The organism is Alteromonas oceanisediminis (genome assembly GCF_018474025.1).
GTDB classification, from domain to species: Bacteria; Pseudomonadota; Gammaproteobacteria; order Enterobacterales; family Alteromonadaceae; genus Alteromonas_E; species Alteromonas_E oceanisediminis.
In genome coordinates this window covers 1-22,734 of record NZ_JAHCTA010000012.1, presented here as the reverse complement: position 1 = coordinate 22,734, position 22,734 = coordinate 1, and the positions used below count along the sequence as shown (strand labels likewise).

Below are 22,734 nucleotides of genomic sequence, written 5' to 3'. Positions count from 1 at the left end.
ATCAGCGCGAATCGCTCGATAATAGTATCGCCAGCCAATTGGTTTCTGAGCGCGATTCCAACGCTATTTTGACCACCATCGTCAACGGTACGCTCAGCAACATACCGACGCTGCCAAGCAGCCAACCCCAAAAGATCAAAGACAAAAATACCACCAGTGTCGACAAGCCCAACCCCCTGCCCATCAGGCGTGGTTCAACCATGTTGCCCATTACGGTGTTAACAACAATAAAACCAAGCCCAACAAGTCCGGCAACACCAAAGCCATATTGAACGAATGCCATCATCACAGCAGGAATAGCCGCGATAATCGAGCCAATATTAGGGATATAATTGAGCAAAAAGGCGAGCACAGCCCACAGCATAAAGTAGTCGACATTTAGCACCCATAGCCACACACCAACGATAAAGCCAGTAGCTAAGCTGACTAAGGTTTTGATCGCTAAATAGCTGTTTACTGATTTTATGAAACGGTCAATATGATTGAGTTTCATATCAGGATCGGCCATGGCCACATGCAATCGGCGCGGCATGCTTTCCGCCTCAAACAGCATAAATACAATGGTCAGCAAAATAAGAAACAGGTTCGACAAAACGCCACCCAGGCCACCCAGAATATTCGTTGTCATGGACATGGCCATGCTAGGATCCAGGTGCTGACGGATTAAGTCGGTATTGATATGGATATTGAACGTGGCGAGTTTGGCAGCAAGCCAGGCAAATTCACCACTCAACTGTTCGCGGTATTCAGGCAGGTTCTCCCGAAAATCAGTCATCGATTGACCGACTAAACCTGCTAGCATAAAACCAAATACCATTATCAGCAGTATAACCAATGTAATCGACAGCCATCGTGGCACTCGCAACCGGCAACCCAAGTTGATCAAAGGGCTACAGGCAATGGCGATAAAACCTGAAAGTAAAAAAGGTACGACGATTTCGTTCGCTGCTTTTAAACCGGCTAGAACGATAACAACAGAGGCGCAAATAACCAGCGCTTTGGCAGTAGACGATTTGACTTCCATGACCACATGCAGTGAATGTATTTGGCGTTAAATTAACAAATCTCATCAATATTGAATACAACATTAGGGATCTCTTTCAACATGACACTGAACCAAGCCACCATTCGCATCAAAAATCTTCGTTTGCGCACCTACATCGGTATTAACGAAGATGAAATTAAGAACAAACAGGATGTGGTGGTGAATGTGAAGATCCATTATGACGCTGAACAGGCAACGAATAGTGACCAGATGGATGATGCCCTGAACTACAAAACCATTACCAAAGCCATCATTCGCTTAGTTGAAGATAATCGATTTTATCTACTCGAAAAATTGACTGCTGATGTGTTGGCCATTGCCGCAGAACATCGCTGGGTAAGCTATGCTGAAGTTGAAGTGGATAAGCCACATGCACTACGGTTTTCTGATTCGGTGTCATTAATGCTGTCTTGTACTAAGGAAAAATCAGCGTCATGAAAATATTGATTACGGGAGGAACTGGCCTGATTGGCCGCGCATTTATTCATCGGTATGCAAGTACGTTTCAATTTACCGTGCTAACGCGCAACCCCGACAAAGCGAAACGCCTGCTCCCCTCCCGTTGTCAGTTAATCAGCACCCTCGATGATTTGACTGATCTAGATACGTTTGAGGCGGTGATTAATCTCGCCGGCGAGCCCATTGCCGATAAACGCTGGACCGATGCGCAAAAGCAACGCATTGAACAGAGCCGCTATGATGTTACGCGACAACTGGTTGACCTAATTCAGGCGTCATCACTGCCACCAAGCGTCATGATTAGCGGTTCAGCCATTGGCTACTACGGTCGCCAAGGCAGCCAACCTATCAGCGAGCAATTTGATGATACCCATGATGAGTTTTCGCACCGGCTCTGTGCTGAATGGGAACGTATTGCCAAACAAGCGGCTTCGGCGCAAACCCGAGTCTGCTTACTGCGCACTGGCGTTGTGCTCTCTGACGATGGCGGCGCATTAGCCAAAATGATGTTACCGTTTAAAATGGGGCTGGGTGGGCCGATTGCGTCGGGCAAGCAATACATGAGTTGGATCCACATCACCGACATGATCAATGCGATATATCATTTGTTGAACCGTGATGTCAGCCAAGGAGCGTACAACCTGACAGCGCCATACCCGGAAACCAATCGTCAGTTTGTTAAAAAACTGGGTTCTGCGCTGCATCGCCCTGCCCTTATCCCCATGCCCGAGTTTGCACTGCGGATCCTGATGGGCGAGTCAGCCGATTTACTGGTTTACGGTCAGAACGTTGTGCCCTCAGCGTTGGACAAAGAAGGCTTCGCCTTTCTCTACCCGAAACTCGAAGACGCACTGGCACAAATTATTGATGCCTAGTTCGTGTTGTGACTGGTAACTCAGCAATGACCTTGCATTGATGAGCAAGGGAAAACTGCCGGAACCGAAAGATTTGCAATGCGAATGTACTCTGCGGCTTGGTGTAGGGGAGTAGTAATGTTTCATGCTGAAGGTCTTAAAAGTATGTACAGCGGACCTTGGGATAACGCATTTTTCCACCTAAATGGACAGTAGACTATCAGCTAAACCATCTGTACACTTAGCTACCAATCCTTGGCAAGGACTGTACATAGCGTTAGTATTTCTTTTACTGATACTCCCAAATAGTTCTAACACATTAAGGAATCATTTCTTCACGTTTTCTGGTGCACTTTTGCATCAAGCCGTTTGCGATTAGATACCCCGTAAATCAGGATCCCACCTTGGATGATAAATAAATAGGCGCCAGATACAGGCAGGATGATCACGTTAATTACGCCGATAATAGCAAAGCCCCAACCTAATGAGCGAGGTGGGGTGAATCCTTGATTAATGGCTTTTTGTAGCGTCCAACCAAACATGATCCAAAAGCACCCAGCGTTTAAAAACCAAATGATGGCTTCTCGGTCAAACTGCATTTCTCCATTGACTATTGTGCTGGCAAACCAAACATCTCGGTGCATATCCATTAAAACCGGCCAGCCTAATAGCAAGCCGATTATGTTGTGTATTACGCCAGTAAAAAGTAAGTAATATCCAGAATATTTCATGATTTATACCTTCCCTAAAAATGTTTTTGAGCCTAATGCTGTGACTCGCAAGATGGTGTCCATGGATGGAGCCGGGTGTATTTGCCGCATCCCCAAGAAATTAGCATAGGCCATAAGGGCTATGTCTTTTGCCAACTCTTTATCAAGCCCCATTTCTACATAACAGTCGAACAAATATTGTTGGCGTTTGCTATCTATCTTGGCCAGATATTCAACAATCATAGGCTCTTTTAACGCCCATGCGCGAATGTGGTTTTCACTACCAATTTGTTTCTCCGCAATGATCTTGTCGAGCTTTTCCAGCCGCTCAAGCGGGGTGGCCTCGGTATTGGCTTTGGCGATAAAATCGAGGGTCATGATGTGATACCAAAATTGCATTAATTCCTTAATAAACATTGGCCTATTTTTAAAGTGATGATAAAAAGATCCCTTGGTAACGCCTTTCTTTTCACACAAAGGGCCGATTTTGATTTGTTCTGGCCCTTCGGTGAGCAGCACTTTTAGTGCAAATTCGAGCCATTCTTCTTTTGCTTGAGTCGTTCCAGCTTGATTCATATTCGTTGCGCCTTAACTGCACTATGGATAACAGCGCGAGCAATAATGTAGTGAAATGGAAGGATAGAGGTCACGTATAGTCTACCTATAACTGTCTTTTGATTGACTAAGGTAGATACAATCACCTTGTTATTCCGCTTACTCACAGACAGGTAAAATGCCATATGGCGATCTTCCGCGTAGGAAATAATTTCTTCTGGATACTTAGCAATCACGTGCATAAAGCCGGCGGTGTCTCCCACGTCTAACTCGATAGATTCAGGAACCATAGTATTCTCTGAGGTATTAAACCCGAACCACTTTACTACCCTGTTACGGATAGACATGAGTGTATTCACCCAACTGGGCATATGAGCAAAAATACCGTGCTGTAGCTGTGAAGGGGTCATAAAGAGGTGGTTTATATTGGCGCTTAGTGCATCTCTAAAATGAGAACCGCGAGCAAAAGAGGCCAGTCGATCTTGCTGTTCAATGGGGCCGCTGGTAACAAAGTTAAACATAATGATTTCTTCCTTTTCATAAATGTTATTGGCCAAGCCAACACAACACGGCCACACTCGTTAGGCCAACCCAGCCAGGATGTTTACCTCTGGTGGCAACCATGACCAATAACCCAGATGACAACATGGCCAGTGCTAAGGCATTGATGACATACACCTCGAGGGCTGGTTGAGTAGAGGCATGAAAGAGAATGTAGGCCACAGCAAAACCAAAAATGCTGGCAATATGCCAGGTGGCCCATAAAATTCTGACGTTGCGTGCCTGTAAGGGAACCGCAGATAAGGTGGGCACCACTGTTCTACGCCTGAGATTTTTAAACACAAGCACTTCACCTAATGCGGAGTGCACTAGTCCTACAAATATCGATAGTAGAGCCGCTGCAATAAGGTACATATTCATGATTATATTCGTCCTTAATATTCTCTTACTAAACATACCATACCATATGGTATGCTTTTAGAGAAAGTCTATTGGTTAAATATTATTCAAACTAGTTGGATACTATCTTAATGGTCGGATTGTTGTTCGATTTAACATAATATCTTGGCAGTGATGACTGTAGCCCAAGGCATTTTTCAATAACGGGTATACCTGAGTTGAAGCTAAGCTGTAGCAAAGTGCGATTAGCCCCCTCTCTCCCCATGTTTGCAGCACTTGCTCTCGATACATATCAGCCTCAATGGTTTTATCTAAATTGTGTTCGGTAAAATTCACCACTAAGGCAATATCTTCTGGCAAATGAGCCACGTCTTTGGTCAGGATTTGCTCAATTAAGGCTGGGTCTAGCCCTTGCTCTAGAGCCATTCTCGCGAGTAATTCAGTACACTCGCCACAGTCTGCTCGCATTACGGTTCTTAACTTCGCAGCATGTATTAGGCCAGGAGGGACATTAGCAGAATGACTATAAATGGGCTGAAAAAGCATAAGTTTCAAAAACGCCATACCATCAAGATCGATGATGTGATGCATATAGGCCACATCATATTGATACCTCTTTTGCATTGAATTTACCGTATAACGGAATAATGCTTTGAACATAGTTAATTCTCCATAATCTGTGTATTAATGGGTGATATCTGTGCCGATGACGCCATAGCTTTGGCATTTATGACACCGCTCACAAGAAAGGCAAAGGCACAAGCGACTATTGCACTAGAGAAGTCACTCGGCGAAACTAATCCCGCTGCCAGCAATGGACCACTGGACAAGCCAAGAAATGAAAATAGCCCGGCAATAGTAGAAAGCTGCCCATCGGCATCTCGCTCGGCTAGCGTTGCCATTGTGTATGACACTACCGCTGGCCACGACAAAAACAACAATCCGAGAGCGACAGTAAAGACATATGTTTGGGTCATATTAAGCAATATAACCGCACTCATAACAGACAGTCCTATGCCCACAAGGGTCCAAAAATATCGCCGTGGCTGAGTATTTAAAAACACAGGCCACGATGCACCAACTAAACCAAGTAGGCCGGTTATGGCAATAATGGTGCTGGTCTCGCCGTGGGGTATCTTAAATTGTTGGCCAATCTGACTGGCATACGCCCAGATAGCACTCGCGGCAAGTTGATAACTAAAAATAGCGAGCATTAAGGCAATATTATTCACACTAAATTTGGCCTTAAGTTTTTGTGGTGTGGCTACATTTTTGAGTGGGGCGAGACTAGGAATAAAACCCAACGCACCTAATCCGAGTAGCGCTAAACCAGCCATAAGGTGAAACGCCGAATATTGACTGAGTGAGCGCTCTAACTCGGGCAAAAGGTAAATAACCAGTGAGCCTAAGACAAATTGTAAAAAAAGCAGTAAACCAAAGGCTTTGTCGGGGACAGGTAATCTAGCGATAAATGAAAACATTATGCCCATAGACACACCGCCCATCACCCCAGAAAAAAAACGCCATACCACTAAAAAGTTACCGTCCTGGGTAAAGGGCGAGGTTAAATCTAAGACCATCATAGTCACTAAGCAGTAGACGACTATTTTTCTCCAAGGGCAGCTAGCACCCAAGCATACGGCTAACGCTAATCCTAACAATCCGCCATAGCCGTTTATTGCCACTACTTCGCCCGCCTGCTGCTGAGACAAACCTAGCCCGTTGATCATTACGTCTACAACGGCAGGCAAGAAATTGATGTAAGCCATGCACGCCATAGTGCAAAAGGCCACCAGAAAATAGCTGTGCGCATATTTTGAACTCGTCATCTAAACCTCCTAAAGAGCATACAATAGCGATAGTTTAAGAGCTGTATTTGTCAAATAAATAGGTGGGTTTCACTTTGTGTAGTGAATAATATTCGTTAATAATTGAGCTAGTTATACCTATTGGTATTGCCACTTTTGTAAATGCTGGAGAACGTTATGGATAAACTACGCACCCTTGAAATGTTTTTAGCCACATGTGATGCAGGCTCTTTTGTGGCTGCAGCAAAGAAGTGTCGGTCAGATCCCTCAACCGTGAGCAAAGCCATCACTCGGTTAGAAAGGCAATTAGCACTGACCTTATTTCAACGTTCAACTCGCGCCCTGAAAGTCACCCCTTCTGGGTTGAAGTATGAGCAAACGGCGCGACGATTACTGAATGACCTCAGCGCCTGTGAAGAGGAGCTAAAACAGCTAAATGATAGCCCAACTGGTACATTACGTATTAGTTCAGCGGTGTGTTATGGACATCTCTATCTACGCCCAATTTTGCGCACTTTTTGCCAACATTACCCTGATATAAAATTAGATATAGAAATAAACGATTTATATACAGATATTATTGAAAGCCATATTGATGTTTCGATACGCACTGGATTTGTTAGTGACAGCCGACTTGTGGCCAGATGTTTAACCCCGATGGATTTTTTGATTTGCGCCTCTCCTGATTACCTAGCTAAACATGGCACACCTCAATCACCAAAAGACTTCGAGCAACACAATTGGATAAGTTTTCGAATTAAGCAAAGCCAAAAACGCCAACCGATATTTTTACCCAACTCGACGGGTGGGTATATCCCGTATAACTTAATTTCAACCCACATGACAGACGACGGCGAAACTATGGCTCACCTGTGTGAAGATGGATTTGGTTTTGCCCAGCTTCCGCATTTTTTGGCCAAAGAAGGCTTAGCAAAGGGGACGCTCGTTTCTCCATATCCAAGCTTTAGGGCGCCACAACCAGAGGGGGGTGTATTTGCCATCTACCCAAAACGAGAATTCTTACCGCAAAAAGTCAAATTATTGGTGGATTTCATTATTGAATATCTAGCTAAGCAACAGGAATCCACCCACGCTACTTGGGCAGAAAGCTTGCCGAATTAAATGTGATTGTTTATATTTTCACAGCCGTTTCAATAATATCGATGGCGGTTTCTACGCTTTGCTCGGCTTTAAGCTGTTGGCTGAGTTCATATAGCACAAAGGCCTGTTGAATTCGGTAGTAGTGTCTCACTAGATAGCTGGTTTCAAAGATTGAGCTATCGGATAAATTTAAATTTAGCAGAGAAAGGAGCTAACAAAAAGAGGCAGAAGATGTATAAATGCGCCGCTGCTTTTCGGCGTTAAATGTCCACTCCTTGTCTCATCCTGCCCTTCGCCAGTATAAAACTATACCACCCAGTACGAGACTCTATGACTCGCCCACGCCTGAATACGACGCTCTCTGCTCTAACTACACCATCTTGCGCAACAGTGTACCGGTATTCAGCGCCAGCAAACGCCAACACCCGAGAGCGCCCAAGATACCCACGACGATTGCGCCAGCAGCTGGCGCTATCAGCCAATATTCCCAGTGTATCGACGCTTCCATTTGAAACACCTGAGACTGCAACAGCCATAAACTAAATTCATTCGCCACCGCCGCCATAAAGCCCGCAACAACGCCAATAATGATAAATTCGTACACCACACTTAAGCGGATCAAGCTGCCTTTTGCGCCCAACGTACGAAGAATAGCGAGCTCTTGTTGACGCTCGTCCATGCTAGCCTGAACTTGAGCGATGAGTACTAAGCTTCCTGCCGCCAGCACCAAGATCAAAATAAACTCAACCGCCAGTGACACCTGATCCACCACATCACGCAACTGATTGATACGCGCATCCACGTCAAACAACGTCACTGACGCAAACGGCATCATCAGACGAGTGATTTCAGATTTGCGACTTTCATCCAAATGAAAACTGGTAATGTAGGTCGCTGCGTAATTTTTCATGGCTTCCGGGTGCAACACAAAGAAAAAGTTGGGCTGCATCGTTTGCCAATCGACTTCACGCAAACTAGTTACCGTGACAGTGATGATTTCGCTGCCGACATTAAAGGTAAGTGTATCGCCCAGATTAATATCCAAACGCTGCGCAACTTCAGATTCTACCGACACTTCATCCGGCATACCGGGCTGCCACGCGTCCAGCCAGCGCCCTTGTTTGATCACGTTGCCAGTTTGCAGTTCCAAATCCCATGTCAGGTTCGCTTCACGCCCTAGTCCATCCCGCCCCTCACGTGGCTCTTCGTCATCCTCTTTGGTCACTTCCGTGCGAATGCGTTCATCATTAATGGCCACAAACCGCCCTCTGACGACGGGGAAAAAATCGTCATGCTGAACATTGTTCGCGTCAAAATGCGCTATCAGCTCTGGGCGCTGTTGTTCAGTAACATTTGAGACAAAATAATTTGGCGTGCCTTCTGGCAACTGCGCGCGCCACTGCGCGATCATATCGTTGCGCATCACCAATACGACCAGCAATAGCATGATGGTTACGGAGAAGCTGATCAGTTGCACTGAGTTGTCCATCGCGCGGCGTCTGATCCGTGCCCACGCCAGTTGCCACGGCCCAATGGCCCCGCCGCCGAGTTTTCGACCCAACACAATTAAGCCCATTGTCACCGCAAGTAGGCCTGCGATAAGCACAATCCCTGAAACGAATAAAATAGCGCTGACCATCAGGTCGCTACTATAAGCCCACATCAACAGAAAAATAGCGCCGCCCGCTGCTGCAAATTGCAGTGTGCGAGAACTCAGGCTGGCATTCATATCTCTGCGCAATACCCGCAGTGGCGGTACAGAGAACAGTTGCATCAGCGGATACAATGAAAACATCAACGCGCATAGCGAACCGGTAAACAATGCAATCACTAAAGGTCGCCAATGCCACACACTCAGTGAAACTTCAACCGCATCCCCGAGCGCCGTAACCACTAACTGTTGAATACCGACGCCCAATACCGCACCAACGAATATACCCAATAAGGTTATAAAGGTAATTTGCAGCACATAAATCTGCTGGATCTGCCGCTTAGTTGCTCCAATGGTTTTCATGATAGCAACGGGATCAAAATGGCGTTGGCTGTAACGCTGTGCTGCGACAGCAATAGATACCGCCGCGAGCACGATAGCCAATAAACTGGCTAACAGAAAATAGCGCTCTGCACGCGCTACGGCTCTGCCGATTTGCGACTCATCATCCTCGACCGACATCCAATAATGCACTTCATCATTTAACTGCGGACGAAGCCAATCGTAGTAATCTTCCAGCGCCGATGCTTCGCCTGTGTAATAGGTTTTGTAATTCACCCGGCTCCCAGGCCCCGCTACGTTAGTCGCAGCCAGATCCTGCATTGACATCAATACAATCGGATCGGTATTGAATACACTAAACCCCGCATCAGGAATTTCGCCCAACACCTGAGTGACCGTTAACGGCGCGTCACCGACAAAAATCGTGTCACCCAGTTCAACATCCAACAGCTGAAAAAGGCGTGAGTCTATCCACACTTCACCGGCTTGCGGCGCACCATCGACTGCACTAGCACTGGCGAACGGTTGCGGTGCAACCGTGATCGCTCCTTTTAACGGGTAGTCTTGATTGACGGCACGCAAATCACTCAATGCCATTTCGTTGCCACCAAACACCATTGAACGTGTACTCACCTGCTGAGCAGTTTGTAAACCGTAATTTACCGCTTCGTCTACCCAGGTTTGTTCAACCGGGTGGCGCGAGTTTAAGCGTCTGTCTGCTGCAATGAATTCGGCTGAGCGATCGGTCAAGGCTTGTTGCAAGCGCTCACTGAACAGCGACAGTGACAAAACTGATGCAACAGACAAAATGATCGCGAATAAAATGATGGTAAGCTCGCCACGACGGGCTTCATGGCGAAACAAGCGCCACGCAAGTTGAAGAGTGACTGACTTCACTTAGCTGGCCTCACGTAAGGATGATTCGCTGAGTTGGCCAGCTTGCATATGCAACTGACGAGCGCACTTATTTGCCAGTTCCGTGTCGTGGGTAACGAGCACAAGCGTTGTATTGTTGTCTTTGTTTAACTTGAATAACAAGGCTTCGACTTTATCGCTGTTGGCTGCATCCAGATTGCCGGTAGGCTCATCGGCAAACAGTATTTTAGGTTGTGTAATAAAAGCACGCGCAATCGCTACACGTTGTTGTTCGCCACCACTCAACTGATTTGGATAGTGGTGCGCACGGTGGCCCAAACCGACTTGCTGCAAAATCTCTAAGGCTTTCTCACGTGGATTCTTCAAACCGTTAATTTCTGCGGGCAGCATAATATTCTCCAGCGCCGTAAGGCTCTGCACCAGCATAAAACTTTGGAAAATAAAGCCCACTTTTTCGCCCCGCAAGCGCGCACGTTTCTCTTCGTCCATGGTGTGAAGAGGCTGCCCATCAAGCATGATTTCTCCACTACTGACTTCATCAAGACCTGCGAGAAGGCCCAATAAGGTCGATTTTCCGGAACCCGACGCACCGACAATAGCAATCGACTCACCTGCCTTGACATGAAAAGAAATCGGCTGAAGGATCTGAAGTTCGCCTTCACTGGTACTAACTGTTTTGGTAATCGCTTTCGTTTCAATCATAAGCTTTTTGAGGAGTCTTTAGTTTGGTTAATTTTACGCGCACACTGTCGAAACGCTTGGCGTTTCCCGGCGTTAGCACGCTGTTGATATTAATACCGCTATTGTTGCTTTCAGATCACATACAAGCATCTGATAACGCTGTAAAACCTGTCAAGCTGCTCATCTTGGGAGACAGTTTAAGTGCGGCCTACGGCTTAACATCTCAACAAGGTTGGGTCAGTTTGTTACAAAAACAATGGCTAGAACATAATGCTGAGATTGAAGTGGTAAATGCTGCGGTTAGTGGTGAGACAACCGACGGTGGGTTGGCAAGACTGCCGCGCTTGCTCGAACAGCACGAACCCACACATTTACTGATCGAACTCGGTGGTAACGACGGCCTGCAAGGCCATAACGTGAATAAAATAAAAGCGAATCTGAAAGCGATGGTTAAATTAGCGCAAGCAGAAGGGGTTGAGGTGCTTATTCAGGAAATGCAGATCCCAACCAATTATGGGCGGCGTTACAACCAACTGTTCACCGACAGTTTTTCTCTCATCGCAGAAGAGTTCGATATTCCTCTGGTGCCGTTTTTTCTTGCTGATATCGCCTTAGATCCGGCGCTCATGCAGCGAGATGGCATTCATCCGAATGCAGAGGCTCAGCCCATTATCGCGGCGTTCATGCGCGAAAAACTCACGCCGTTACTGCATCAATCACAATAAGTTGTTGGCACTCCCCCGGCTCAACAGCGCTAGGGGAGTGCTTTCACTCACTAAGGTCTAACGTAAGGCTGGGTTTTAGCCTGATTAAGCTGTAAATAGCGATCGCGCAATTTGATTTGGCGAGATGTCATTTCAGTAGGTTCGCCATTAATCCACACTTGCTCGGCCGCTTCGGTGACCTCTAACGGATCACCCGACCAAACCACGATATTCGCCATTTTTCCCGACTCAATGCTGCCCATACGATCACTCACACCGTAAATGATGGCAGGATTCAGCGATACGGCTTTTAAACCCACTTCATGGGGTAACCCATTTGCCACAGCATTGCCTGCATGCTGGGTCGCCAGCCGGATATTGTGGGTATCCATACCAATGGCTACCGTGACACCAGCCTCATGAAGACGCGCGGCGTTAGCTAAGGTTGCTCCCATCTGGTCGAAACCGCCCGGCAGGTTATACTCAGGGTTAATGATGACCGGAATTTGTGCGCTGGCCAGTTCGCTGGCGACACGCCATGCTTCAAGCCCTTCAACAATCACGAGTTTTAAGCTACTAAACCGTTGCTTAAGCGCAATCACCTGACGAATATCAGCAGCCCGATTCGCCGTCACAAGTAAAGGCGTTGTGCCAGCCAACACACTTTTCAGCGCTTTTACATCAGCTTTGCTGGTTAAACCATGCCAATCCGCCCCCACGGCCAAGTCCGCAGATGTGGCACCAGCCGCCTCGTTCAGTACCTGATCCAATGCAACCCACAACGCAGCGCGGCTGTCCCCGTTTCCTGCTGCGCCGCGATTATCCACCCGCGTGTGCACGAAGGCACGGGGTTTCAGCACAGGTGACGTTGTATTGGCCAATGAAATAACGGCACCTTGGCCGGTAAATAGCTGGTCGGTATCGCTCAAACCGCTGGCCGCCGTGGTAAAACCTTCTACACGCGTAATTGCCATCAGCGACGAGTCAGGGTTGATCGCATAGCTTGCATCGTAGGCCGCACCGGTAGCCGACACAGGATGCGCTTTCACGCGGTCGTCTACGACGCCGGCAGATGAACTGACTTCTTGCAAACCCAATGAGGTAAATGCACCAAACAATCCGGGCGTAATGACTTTGCCCGTCACATCAATGCGCTCATAATTCTGAGGAACGTTGAGATCCTCGCCAACAGCTTCAATGTTGCCATCAGCCATCAGCACCGTGGCATTCTCAAGCGTTCCAGTGTCGCTTAAGGTATGAACCGTTGCGCCGACTAATGCGACATTCTGAGCAAACGCTAGGGATGCGAAACACAGCGTTAACGACGCCGTTGTGGTGGCCTTAACCAATTGATAAAAGTGCTTCATTTTATATCTCCTTCAGCCACCTGACCTAATTCAAAATCGCTGATTGGCCAGCTTTCCGGGTTGTTGCGATCATACGCTAAAGCGCCGTCAATGAAGACTTGCTCAGCTTGAGTATAGGTAGAAAATGGATTGTCACTCCAAATCACTAAATCAGCATTTTTCCCTGCTTCCAGTGATCCTGTTTGGTCAAATATACCCAGTGACTTTGCCGGATTAGCGGATAACCATTGCCACGCATCCGCCATAGGAATATCAATACCTGCACGTTTCCCATCTGACCATGCTTTCGCAGCTTCTTGGTTCAGGCGTTGAATCCCGAGATCAGAATCAGAATGCACAACCGCACACGCGCCGGCTTGATGCACCATCGGGATATTTTCACGGATACCATCGTACGCTTCCATCTTAAAGCCCCACCAGTCAGCCCACATGGATGAACACACGTTGTTTTCGGCTAACTTATCAGCGATTTTGTAGGCTTCCACCGCATGGTGAAAACTGCCTATCTGATAGTCAAACTCTTTCATCACGTCCATCATCACGGTCATTTCGTCGGCGCGATAACAATGCATATGTACGATGATCTCGCCATTGAGTACGCCCGCTAATGTGTCGTTATTCAGATCCCTTTTCGGCGGCTTGGGGTTTCCACCCGCCTCATACTCACGCTCGTACTTTTCCCAACTGTGCACATAGGCTTGCGCGTCTGCCCATGCCTGGCGATAGCCTGCAACATTGCCCATCCGTGTCATTGGCCCGCCTTTCTCGCCGTAAACTCTTTTGGGGTTTTCACCACAGGCCATTTTTACTCCGTAAGGCGCGCCTGGGAACTTCATGTCCTGCATGGTGCGACTGGGTAGGTTTTTTAGGGTGACTGAACGGCCACCAAATAGATTGGCGGAGCCCGGTAAGATTTGAAGCGCCGTAATGCCACCGGCCAAAGCACGACCAAACCCCGGATCCTGAGGCCACACAGAGTGTTCAGCCCACACATCAGCGGTAACAGGTGAGGTCATTTCATTGCCGTCGGCATGCGATTGCGTGCTGGGGGCAGGATAAACGCCTAAATGACTGTGAGTGTCGATAATACCGGGAGTAACCCACTTTCCTGCCCCATCAATAACCACTGCATCATCAGGGGCGGCAATATCTTTACCGACGGCGCTGATTTTTCCATCGACAAAGAGCACTGCACCATTGTCGATTTTGCCGCCTACGCCATCCAGCACCGTTACATTAGTGATTAACGTTGTTTCGCTAGGCAAAGGCTTGTATGTGCTGGGGTACGGGTTCTGCTTAAATTCAACTTTTGGATCTTGGGTGTCTGCGCCAGTATCGCTATCGGCACAACCTGACATGACGCCGGCGGCGACCAAGCCAAGTGCAACAACCCCTAAAGACAGTGGTTTTTTCATAATGCTCTTCTTTTGTTGGTGTTCATTGTAGAGTGTGTAAAGTCATTTAATCATTGGTTAAAAACGCGCTGATGACACAACGTTTAGGTTACCCTTACCGTTTTATCATGATGGCAACTGATTGAAAACACGCCTAAGCGCGGATGCGCTGTGATTGGTCGTAAGGTTACGCAGACTCAGATGAGACACTGATGCACCGATTGGCGTCGATAATCTCAACGATCTCTTCGGCGTGCCGCAATGTGCGGATCTGATTAAAAACAGCTAATGCCTCTGGGTATTGATTCTTGAGATAACCAAACCATTGCTTGATGCGATTGGGGTAATATCGCCCTTTATCACCAAAGATTTCATACCCGGAGTAGCGTACCAACCAATTTGTAACTTCATCCCATGGCATTGGCTGCTCGCCATCGCGGATAGTGAGGGCTAAATTGGGCATCGACAGCGCCCCCCGCCCTAGCATAATGTCATCACATTGCGAGACTTCACGACAGCGCGCCGCATCCTCTGCAGTCCAGATTTCACCGTTCGCGATCACTGGCACCGACCTCATTTGCTTTACCTGCGCAATCCAATCCCAGTAGGCCGGAGGCTTGTACCCATCGGTTTTAGTGCGAGCATGAATTGTGATGGCAGTCGCGCCCGCGTCAGTCAACGCGCTGACATTATCAAACACTTGCGATTTATGCTCAAAACCTAAGCGAATTTTAGCGGTGACCGGCTTCCCCGCAGGCACTGCGCGCCTGACTGCATCAACGATGGCAAACAGCGTATTCGGTTCGTTCAATAATGCAGCCCCGCCACGACTTTTGTTGACAGTTTTCGCCGGGCATCCAAAATTAATATCCACGCCGGGTGAGCCCAATTCGACTGCTCGCTGCGCGTTTGCCGCCATCCACTGTGGATGCTGCCCTAAAAGCTGCACGCGAACTGGCACGCCAGACGGCGTTAAGCTTCTATGACGAAGCTCAGGGCATATCTTATAAAACACATGCTCAGGCTGGAGCGACTCAACCACGCGCAAAAACTCAGTGACGCACAGATCGTAGCCACCAATTCTTGTTAGCATATCGCGCATCAGGTGATCGACAACCCCTTCCATCGGGGCGAGCATGATTTGCATGAAGTTTGCCATCAGTAAAAATACAGCGCGCAGTTTAGCATGTTTACTCGTATGGAATAACTGACAGGCGGTGCGATGTAAACGTGGCCTATTTTCAAAATGGGTTGCATTCGATAGAGGATTCTCTACACTCAGCTTACAGCTGTTAGCTCAAGCGACATGATGAATGATGTCTAAGCAATATGCCCAGCATGGCACATACCAAATTACCATCGAAAACAACCGGTTAACTGTGGTTTCAAACGGCCCATTCAACGCCGAAACCATAAAAACGTATCGTCATATTGCCGCGAAACTTAGAACCGAATTAAGCGCGCCGTGGACGCAAATTGCCGTCATGACAGGCATGCCCATTTTTACACCGGAAGCGGAAGCTGAACTTAAACGCACAGTGATCGACCGCCAAAGCATGGGTATGGTTGCCTGCGCATTTGTGCTCGAACAGGCGGAAGGCCAATCAATCACACGCCGCCAAATGGGCAGAATGTATGATGAGTGCAATATACCGCATGTATTTGCAGCAAATGTGGCTGAAGCGAACGAATGGCTGGATGCGTTCTTAGCTGACTCTCAGTGCCAAGAAGAATAACCAAAAACAAAAGATGTAAAAAAGCCCGCTAAAAAGCGGGCTTTTCTATATGGCGTCCCCTAGGGGATTCGAACCCCTGTTACCGCCGTGAAAGGGCGGTGTCCTAGGCCTCTAGACGAAGGGGACAAAAAATCTGTTAGCAAAGCAAGCTTTGCTGATTTTTTGTCAGGAGAGGTGAGCCGGCGAACCGAACGACCTTTTCCTAACCTAGTATTTTTGTTAGCAAAGCAAGCTCTGCTATTTTATCAGCGTCAGACATGTCCCTGACGGGTGCTTTAACTTAACCTGCAAAGCACGAAAATGGCGTCCCCTAGGGGATTCGAACCCCTGTTACCGCCGTGAAAGGGCGGTGTCCTAGGCCTCTAGACGAAGGGGACAAAAAATCTGTTAGCAAAGCAAGCTTTGCTGATTTTTTGTCAGTAGAGGTGAGCCGGCGAACCGAACGACCTTTTCCTAACCTAGTAATTTTGCTATCAAAGCACGCTTTGATAAATTTCTGTAAGGCGAAGTTTCGTAAGAAACTGAGCGACCTTACCTAGTATTCTTGTTAGCAAAGCAAGCTTTGCTGATTTTTTGTCAGGAGAGGTGAGCCGGCGAACCGAACGACCTTTTCCTAACCTAGTAATTTCGCTATCGCAAAACGTGGTGGAGCCAGGCGGGATCGAACCGCCGACCTCTTGCATGCCATGCAAGCGCTCTCCCAGCTGAGCTATGGCCCCGTATGTGAACCCGACTCTTAGCTGAGTCTCGTTCCGTGACAGCGGGGCGCATTCTAGGCATCCCCCCCTTTTGTGTCAACGATTTTTTTAGGAATTTTCGCGCGTTTGTATAAAATCTAGCGCTTTGTTTATTCGTTGTACAACTTTGCTCTTCTCTATCAGATTAAGGGTCAAATCTAACGATGGCGAGTTGCCTCCGCCCGTCACTGCAACACGCAATGGCATGCCAACTTTGCCCATGCCAATGTCCAAGGATTCAGCCGTGGCATTAATCGCCTCCTGAATAGTTTCTGGCGACCACGTATCAATGTCAGCCAACTTTTGCTGCACCACCTCTAGCGCTTCACGCGCGACAGGGCGTAAATGCTTCTTCGCCGCGTTAGCATCAAACTCGTCATAATCTTGATAGAAGTAGCGACTAATGCTGGCCAGTTCGGCCAAGGTTTTCACGCGATCAGCCTGTACACTGATGACATCTTCCAACGCTGGCCCCTGAGTAATATCAATCCCCTGCTGTTCAAAGTGCCAGCTTGCATGAACGGCAACCTCAGCGGTAGGCAAGGTTTTAATATAGTGCTGATTGAGCCAAATCAGTTTTTCAGTATTAAAAGCTGATGCAGATTGGCCGATGGCGTCCAACGAAAACAGATCGATCATCTCCTGTTTGGAAAAAATCTCCTGATCGCCATGTGACCAGCCCAAACGCACCAAATAGTTCAACACCGCCTGAGGAAGATAACCATCGTCGCGATATTGCATCACACTCACCGCACCGTGACGCTTCGAAAGCTTTTTGCCATCATCGCCTAGTATCATCGATACGTGCGCGTATTCAGGTACCGGCGCGTTCAAGGCTTTGAGAATATTGATTTGTCGAGGTGTGTTATTGATATGATCTTCCCCGCGCACAACGTGCGTTACCTGCATATCCCAATCATCGATTACTACACAGAAATTATAGGTTGGCGTGCCGTCTGAACGTACAATCACGAGATCATCCATTTCACTATTGGCAACGTCAATCGCGCCACGAACGTGATCGTCGAAACTCACCTTGCCTTCCAGTGGGTTCTTGAAGCGGATCACAAACGGTTGGCCGTCGGGATGGTCTGTGCGGTCACGCCACGTACCCGGATAGCGAGGTTTCTCACCGCGCGCTTTTTGCTGCTCGCGAATGTCGTCCAGCTCCGCCGCTGGCATAAAGCATTTATACGCTTTACCTTCTTTAAGCAGTTGCTCAACAATCTCGCGGTAACGGTCAAACCGATCGGTTTGATAAATCGGACCGACATCGGCATCAAGCCCTAGCCAATTCATGCCATCCAAAATAGCTTGTTTTGCTTCTTCGGTAGAACGTTCAATATCAGTATCTTCAATACGCAGTACGAACTGGCCTCCCTGGCTCTTTGCGTACAACCAAGAATACAGAGCAGTTCTTGCTCCTCCCACATGAAGATAGCCCGTAGGGCTAGGCGCAAAACGCGTAACAACCGACATAGTTTAATCCGAAATCAAATATTGCCGCGCATTCTACAACACCTGTGTTCGCAAGCGAACCCTCACTTGATGAAAGGCTGCTATCTTGATGAAAGCCCTACTTTAAAAATGAACAACCTCAACCAGCGACCTTCCCTACCACAGACAATGAGGCCTCTATCGAGCGCTAAATGAGCATTTAACGTACACAGAACAGACACTTTGAACGCAAAGTGAACAATTGAAATTTCACACGAATTTACGGTTGACAGCGCGACTTACAACTCTATAATACCGCCCACTTATCGCGACAGCGGTAACGGATGGACGCTTAGCTCAGTTGGGAGAGCATCGCCCTTACAAGGCGAGGGTCACTGGTTCAAGCCCAGTAGCGTCCACCACTTTTGAAATATCAGACTCTTAGGACGCTTAGCTCAGTTGGGAGAGCATCGCCCTTACAAGGCGAGGGTCACTGGTTCAAGCCCAGTAGCGTCCACCACTCCTAAAATAGATATTATTTGCAGTTTCTAGGCAAGTTAGTTCAAGTCAACCGACCGTGCCGCAGCAGCGTCCACCACTTTTCAAGAAAATAATTCAATGGACACTTAGCTCAGTTGGGAGAGCATCGCCCTTACAAGGCGAGGGTCACTGGTTCAAGCCCAGTAGCGTCCACCACTTCCAAAGTCGATTTTATCTGTAGTTTCTAGGCAAGCTAGTTCAAGTCAACTGACCGTGCCGCAGCAGCGTCCACCACTCCTAAAATAGATATTATTTGTAGTTTCTAGGCAAGTTAGTTCAAGTCAACCGACCGTGCCGCAGCAACATCCACCACTTTTAAATTAAGATTGTTGGAAGTTTCTAGGCAAGTTAGTTCAAGTCGACTGACCGTGCCGCAGTAGCGTTCACCACTTTGGTTACGGCTACTCCTAACATCAATGTAACTCATACCAACAAACATGGTTGAGTTTCCAATGCAGGCCAGTACTTGGACTCCGGTTTTTTTTTAAGACAAGTGATGTTCTTTCAGGTGCGTTAAAACTTTATCTGCGCGGATGGTGTTCCCCTTTGCAGTGGATACACATAGCTATACTAACGGCAGCTATCTTTTGTTGAGGTCTACGGCGACCACGAACCCAATGCATAGTTGCCATTGCATCTTTAGAACAGACAGATAAAACTTGTTACATATCAACGTTTAATTAACGGGCCAGTTCACTATATGCTGATCATCAGATACGAATTATTGAGAAGCCAATAAGTGAGTCTGAAATATCTATACAATTCGGTTTTTACCCTGTTCATGCTTATGAACTGTTCAACGGTATTGGCCGATGAACATGAGCCCGGTTCATCGAACATAAAATCAGGCCACGATGTGGTCACCAAGCTGTCAGATGAGTTGCACCGCTTACAGAAAAGAGAAAAGTTTGATGGAACCATAATAATAACATCGAAGGGCAGCGAGATATTCCGTCACTCCTATGGTTTTTCAGATAGGGCTAGCGAGCTAAAAAACACACCGGAAACAGTGACTGATATTGGTTCAATATCAAAAACATTCACGGCTGCCGCAATATTGAAGCTCGTGTCGGAAGGTCAGTTAGCACTGGAAACTACAGTCGCAGATATTTTTCCAGACTCACCTGACGACAAAAAAGAGTTGACGATACGAAGCTTGCTTTCCCATAGCTCGGGACTTGATAATTTCCATAACGAGACAGATTTTGATGTAATGAGCAAAGCTGAAGCGTTGGAAAAAATCTTCTCTCTTCGATTACTTGGAGAACAGAATGAAAGCATTGCTTACTCTAATGCCGCTTACACGCTTTTAGCCGCTGTTGTGGAAGAAGTCGCCAAGACTCGCTTTCAAAACTATGTTCGCAACAATATTCTCAACCCGCTAAAACTGAATAACACAGGCTTCTATGGCGATGAAAATATTCGTGAAGCAAAGCTTGCCAAAGGCTATGGAGGCTCGGACAGTGGTCAAACCACCTTTGAGAAAGAACTGACATGGGCATTGATAGGTCAAGGTGGGATGGTTTCTTCAGCGGATGATTTGAGTATTTGGTTTGAAGCGATTCTAGATGGGAGATTATTTCCGAATAGCCAAAATAATCTGATGCTTCAAAAAGCAAATAGCCAGTGGATGCTGGGTAACATTCGGCATTTTTCATCGTGGGGAACGTTAAGTTACTACGCCGGGGGCAGCACAGACTTTGGATACACAGCGCTTGTGCAATACCTACCAGACTTGGAGTTTTCGATTGTCATATTACTCAACAGCTACATTGATAAATATGGCAACGCATCGCATCAAAAACTCAGCAAAGAACACATCTTTCCAATACTCAAATGCTGGTGAACTATTATTAGTTCACCAACAGCAGACTATGTTTTGAGAATGCTTATTCAGTGTAGGTCAGATCTATTACACCGCATCTGATTCTCAATAATCATCGACAACGGCCTTTCTGGCGTTAATCTCAAGCGAAGCATACGACCTGTTAGTTATCAATGGCTCCTTATACAGTGCAAGCCCAGCGAATCAACTATATGCTGCAGATTTAATAAGCTTTTTCACACCAATGTTTCAATAATTTCAACGTCACTTAAGAATTGCTCGTCGGCATTGCGTGGGCCATCTAAGTTAATGCCGATAGGCAGGTTTTCTATACTTCGTCCTATTGGAATAGTAATGCCGGGTAATCCAGCCACTGCACCTGGTGTTGAGTTTCTATCATTCTCGAAAATAGAAATTTCCTTACCATTCACCGTAGTAGTTTGATGATTGGTGGGAGAAGCGTGCATAGGCAATGAAACTGTTGTCGGTGCAAGGAGCAAGTCTACATTGTGTTTTTTAAACAGCTCGTAAAATCTTGGTCTTATGAAATTTTTAACGTAAGCGTACGGTCATGACACCTTGATCTTAATTTAAGTGTCCACTCCTTTTTAAGTGGACACCTATTTTTAGAGTGCGTCGGTAGTGTGGGTTTGGGTTAAGTCGATATTCCACGGCAACAGTTCATCAACGCGATTGATGGGGTGTTGGCCAATGCGTTTGAGTACAGCGGTAAGATACTGACTCGGATTGATTCCATTGAGTTTAGCTGTGCTGAGCAGACTGTATAATGTAGCAGCACGTTGCCCGCCTGCAACTCAGCCGGCGAACAGGTAGTTTTTACGCCCTAATGCTATCGGACGAAGTGAACGCTCGGCGGTGTTGTTGTCGATAGATGCCTGTCCATTTTTGGCATACGCAATGTATTTTGCAGCCAGGTATGCAGTTCATCCAGTATGGGGATGGCCTGCTGTTGTCTGACTTGTTGTCGTTCGTCCGGCGGTTTGTTTTTGATATTTTTTTCAATGGCGTAAAGCCGTTGGATAATAGCGACGGCCTGCTCGGCAATCGGTGAAGGACCCGATTGGGTTATGTCGTAGAACTTGTGCCTGACATGTGCCCAACACCCGATAAACGTGACCTCTTTACGGTATACGTCGTTATATCCGGCATAGGCATCGGTTTGCATTGAGCCGGTGTAACCCTTTAAGTGCGAAGTGGGATGAAGGCTCTTTCTGTTTTCAGAGTATTGTAGCCACACGGCTGGCGGGACGTGCTCATTCAAGTCCCGCCCATCACGTACATAAGTCCAGTAGCGCCCTGTTTGGGTTGTGCCTTTACCTGGTTTTAAGGTCGGTGCTGTGGTGTCATCCGCATAAAGATGGTTGGCGTTTTTGACGTGTTTACCAATGGCATCGACCAAGGGTGAGATAAGGGTGCTGACCTGACCCACCCAGCCTGCCAAGGTGGAGCGTTCGATATCCACACCTTCACGTGCCATGCGCTCGGACTGACGGTACAGCGGTTGATGGTCGAGGTATTTATCGACCATGACTTGAGTGAGCAACGCGCTACTGGCTAAGCCTTTGGGGATAACGCGTTGTGGCGCGTCACCTTGGATAAGCGTGTCACAGCACACAGCTGTATTTGGGCCGCACGATTTTAATCACGCGATAAGAGGCCGGCACCACATCCAACACTTCCGAGACATCCTCACCGATAGGCTTCAGCTCGCCGCTGCACTCTGGGCACGTTTTAGCAGGCTCAACACGCATATCTTCACGCGGTAAGTGCGAAGGCAAGGCGACTCTGCGTTTAGGCGCATCCTTTGTTTCTGCCGTGGGCAGTGTCACATCCGGTGTTTGTGCCGCCTGGGTTTCTAACTCTTCAAGCTGAAGCTCGATTTGATGGACTTGTTTGTCGACTTGCTCAGAGGAGCGGCCAAACTGACGACGACGCAACACCAACAACTGCTGTTGCAAGGTGAGAATGAGGGTATCCTTTTGCGCCAGTTG

At 47.4% G+C, this 22,734-nt stretch carries 20 protein-coding genes, 6 tRNA genes and 1 pseudogene; 9 read left to right on the top strand and 18 right to left on the bottom strand.

The window, feature by feature from the left end; all coding sequences use genetic code 11:
- Position 1: 1 nt before the first annotated feature.
- The gene (locus tag KIU71_RS16725) at positions 2 to 1,024 is read right to left on the bottom strand and encodes an AI-2E family transporter (RefSeq protein WP_214132486.1); all 1,023 of its coding nucleotides are present in this window, start codon (positions 1,022 to 1,024) and stop codon (positions 2 to 4) included.
- Positions 1,025 to 1,105: 81 nt separating this feature from the next.
- Between KIU71_RS16725 and folX the strand changes: the two genes are divergently transcribed.
- The gene (gene folX / locus KIU71_RS16720; RefSeq protein ID WP_214132485.1) at positions 1,106 to 1,483 is read left to right on the top strand and encodes a dihydroneopterin triphosphate 2'-epimerase; all 378 of its coding nucleotides are present in this window, start codon (positions 1,106 to 1,108) and stop codon (positions 1,481 to 1,483) included.
- A complete protein-coding gene (locus KIU71_RS16715; RefSeq protein WP_214132483.1) occupies positions 1,480 to 2,379 on the top strand; it encodes a TIGR01777 family oxidoreductase in 900 nt (299 codons plus the stop codon). The genes folX and KIU71_RS16715 overlap by 4 nt, the downstream gene beginning before the upstream one ends.
- Before the next feature lie 314 nt (positions 2,380 to 2,693).
- Here KIU71_RS16715 and KIU71_RS16710 read toward each other — a convergent pair whose 3' ends face one another.
- From KIU71_RS16710 to KIU71_RS16685, 6 genes are all read right to left on the bottom strand, one after another.
- Positions 2,694 to 3,089, bottom strand: a complete 396-nt coding sequence (locus tag KIU71_RS16710; RefSeq protein ID WP_214132481.1) for a DUF6463 family protein — start codon at positions 3,087 to 3,089, stop codon at positions 2,694 to 2,696.
- 3 nt (positions 3,090 to 3,092) lie between these two features.
- Positions 3,093 to 3,644: a TetR/AcrR family transcriptional regulator gene (locus KIU71_RS16705; RefSeq protein WP_214132479.1), complete on the bottom strand. Its 552-nt coding sequence runs from the start codon at positions 3,642 to 3,644 to the stop codon at positions 3,093 to 3,095.
- Positions 3,641 to 4,144 (bottom strand): DUF2867 domain-containing protein, encoded by a 504-nt coding sequence (locus tag KIU71_RS16700; protein WP_214132478.1) that lies wholly within the window; start codon positions 4,142 to 4,144, stop codon positions 3,641 to 3,643. Before KIU71_RS16700 ends, KIU71_RS16705 begins: the two co-directional genes overlap by 4 nt.
- Positions 4,145 to 4,169: 25 nt before the next feature.
- Positions 4,170 to 4,544: a hypothetical protein gene (locus tag KIU71_RS16695; protein ID WP_214132476.1), complete on the bottom strand. Its 375-nt coding sequence runs from the start codon at positions 4,542 to 4,544 to the stop codon at positions 4,170 to 4,172.
- A 102-nt stretch (positions 4,545 to 4,646) separates the two neighbouring features.
- Complete coding sequence (locus KIU71_RS16690) at positions 4,647 to 5,183, bottom strand: hypothetical protein (protein ID WP_214132475.1); 537 nt, start codon at positions 5,181 to 5,183, stop codon at positions 4,647 to 4,649.
- A gap of 2 nt (positions 5,184 to 5,185) precedes the next feature.
- Positions 5,186 to 6,352 carry an MFS transporter gene (locus KIU71_RS16685; RefSeq protein WP_214132474.1) on the bottom strand — a complete coding sequence of 389 codons (1,167 nt, stop codon included), beginning with the start codon at positions 6,350 to 6,352 and terminating at the stop codon, positions 5,186 to 5,188.
- A gap of 156 nt (positions 6,353 to 6,508) precedes the next feature.
- Here KIU71_RS16685 and KIU71_RS16680 point away from each other — a divergent pair, with 156 nt between their 5' ends.
- Positions 6,509 to 7,453: a LysR family transcriptional regulator gene (locus tag KIU71_RS16680; protein ID WP_214132473.1), complete on the top strand. Its 945-nt coding sequence runs from the start codon at positions 6,509 to 6,511 to the stop codon at positions 7,451 to 7,453.
- A 349-nt stretch (positions 7,454 to 7,802) separates the two neighbouring features.
- Here KIU71_RS16680 and KIU71_RS16675 read toward each other — a convergent pair whose 3' ends face one another.
- A complete protein-coding gene (locus KIU71_RS16675) occupies positions 7,803 to 10,322 on the bottom strand; it encodes an ABC transporter permease (protein ID WP_214132472.1) in 2,520 nt (839 codons plus the stop codon).
- Complete coding sequence (locus KIU71_RS16670) at positions 10,323 to 11,003, bottom strand: ABC transporter ATP-binding protein (protein ID WP_214132470.1); 681 nt, start codon at positions 11,001 to 11,003, stop codon at positions 10,323 to 10,325. It abuts the gene before it with no gap.
- Between the two features lie 23 nt (positions 11,004 to 11,026).
- On the opposite strand from KIU71_RS16670, the gene KIU71_RS16665 reads away from it, so the two are divergent.
- Positions 11,027 to 11,707 (top strand): arylesterase, encoded by a 681-nt coding sequence (locus tag KIU71_RS16665; RefSeq protein WP_250207604.1) that lies wholly within the window; start codon positions 11,027 to 11,029, stop codon positions 11,705 to 11,707.
- Between the two features lie 50 nt (positions 11,708 to 11,757).
- Here KIU71_RS16665 and KIU71_RS16660 read toward each other — a convergent pair whose 3' ends face one another.
- From KIU71_RS16660 to KIU71_RS16650, 3 genes are all read right to left on the bottom strand, one after another.
- On the bottom strand, positions 11,758 to 13,053 hold the full coding sequence (locus KIU71_RS16660; RefSeq protein ID WP_214132469.1) for an amidohydrolase family protein: 1,296 nt from the start codon (positions 13,051 to 13,053) through the stop codon (positions 11,758 to 11,760).
- Complete coding sequence (locus KIU71_RS16655) at positions 13,050 to 14,411, bottom strand: amidohydrolase (protein ID WP_390881942.1); 1,362 nt, start codon at positions 14,409 to 14,411, stop codon at positions 13,050 to 13,052. The genes KIU71_RS16660 and KIU71_RS16655 overlap by 4 nt, the downstream gene beginning before the upstream one ends.
- Positions 14,412 to 14,634: 223 nt before the next feature.
- The gene (locus tag KIU71_RS16650; RefSeq protein WP_214132466.1) at positions 14,635 to 15,594 is read right to left on the bottom strand and encodes a tRNA-dihydrouridine synthase; all 960 of its coding nucleotides are present in this window, start codon (positions 15,592 to 15,594) and stop codon (positions 14,635 to 14,637) included.
- Between the two features lie 166 nt (positions 15,595 to 15,760).
- On the opposite strand from KIU71_RS16650, the gene KIU71_RS16645 reads away from it, so the two are divergent.
- On the top strand, positions 15,761 to 16,183 hold the full coding sequence (locus KIU71_RS16645) for a hypothetical protein (protein ID WP_214132464.1): 423 nt from the start codon (positions 15,761 to 15,763) through the stop codon (positions 16,181 to 16,183).
- Between the two features lie 50 nt (positions 16,184 to 16,233).
- Here KIU71_RS16645 and KIU71_RS16640 read toward each other — a convergent pair.
- The 4 genes from KIU71_RS16640 to gltX all read right to left on the bottom strand — a co-directional run bounded on the left by KIU71_RS16640 (position 16,234) and on the right by gltX (position 18,399).
- Positions 16,234 to 16,309, bottom strand: a tRNA-Glu gene (locus KIU71_RS16640).
- A 175-nt stretch (positions 16,310 to 16,484) separates the two neighbouring features.
- Positions 16,485 to 16,560, bottom strand: a tRNA-Glu gene (locus KIU71_RS16635).
- A gap of 266 nt (positions 16,561 to 16,826) precedes the next feature.
- Positions 16,827 to 16,902, bottom strand: a tRNA-Ala gene (locus KIU71_RS16630).
- An 87-nt stretch (positions 16,903 to 16,989) separates the two neighbouring features.
- Positions 16,990 to 18,399: a glutamate--tRNA ligase gene (gene gltX / locus KIU71_RS16625; RefSeq protein ID WP_214132463.1), complete on the bottom strand. Its 1,410-nt coding sequence runs from the start codon at positions 18,397 to 18,399 to the stop codon at positions 16,990 to 16,992.
- A 304-nt stretch (positions 18,400 to 18,703) separates the two neighbouring features.
- Between gltX and KIU71_RS16620 the strand changes: the two genes are divergently transcribed.
- The 4 genes from KIU71_RS16620 to KIU71_RS16605 all read left to right on the top strand — a co-directional run bounded on the left by KIU71_RS16620 (position 18,704) and on the right by KIU71_RS16605 (position 20,743).
- A tRNA-Val gene (locus KIU71_RS16620) sits at positions 18,704 to 18,779 on the top strand.
- A gap of 22 nt (positions 18,780 to 18,801) precedes the next feature.
- A tRNA-Val gene (locus KIU71_RS16615) sits at positions 18,802 to 18,877 on the top strand.
- A 100-nt stretch (positions 18,878 to 18,977) separates the two neighbouring features.
- A tRNA-Val gene (locus KIU71_RS16610) sits at positions 18,978 to 19,053 on the top strand.
- Between the two features lie 700 nt (positions 19,054 to 19,753).
- A complete protein-coding gene (locus KIU71_RS16605; RefSeq protein ID WP_214132462.1) occupies positions 19,754 to 20,743 on the top strand; it encodes a serine hydrolase domain-containing protein in 990 nt (329 codons plus the stop codon).
- A 215-nt stretch (positions 20,744 to 20,958) separates the two neighbouring features.
- Here the strand turns inward: KIU71_RS16605 and KIU71_RS16600 are convergent, their stop codons facing one another.
- Positions 20,959 to 21,267, bottom strand: coding sequence for an amidase family protein (locus tag KIU71_RS16600; protein WP_214132566.1), 309 nt, complete (start codon positions 21,265 to 21,267; stop codon positions 20,959 to 20,961).
- An 81-nt stretch (positions 21,268 to 21,348) separates the two neighbouring features.
- Positions 21,349 to 22,734: pseudogene (tnpC, locus tag KIU71_RS16595) on the bottom strand (IS66 family transposase); the annotation flags it as partial.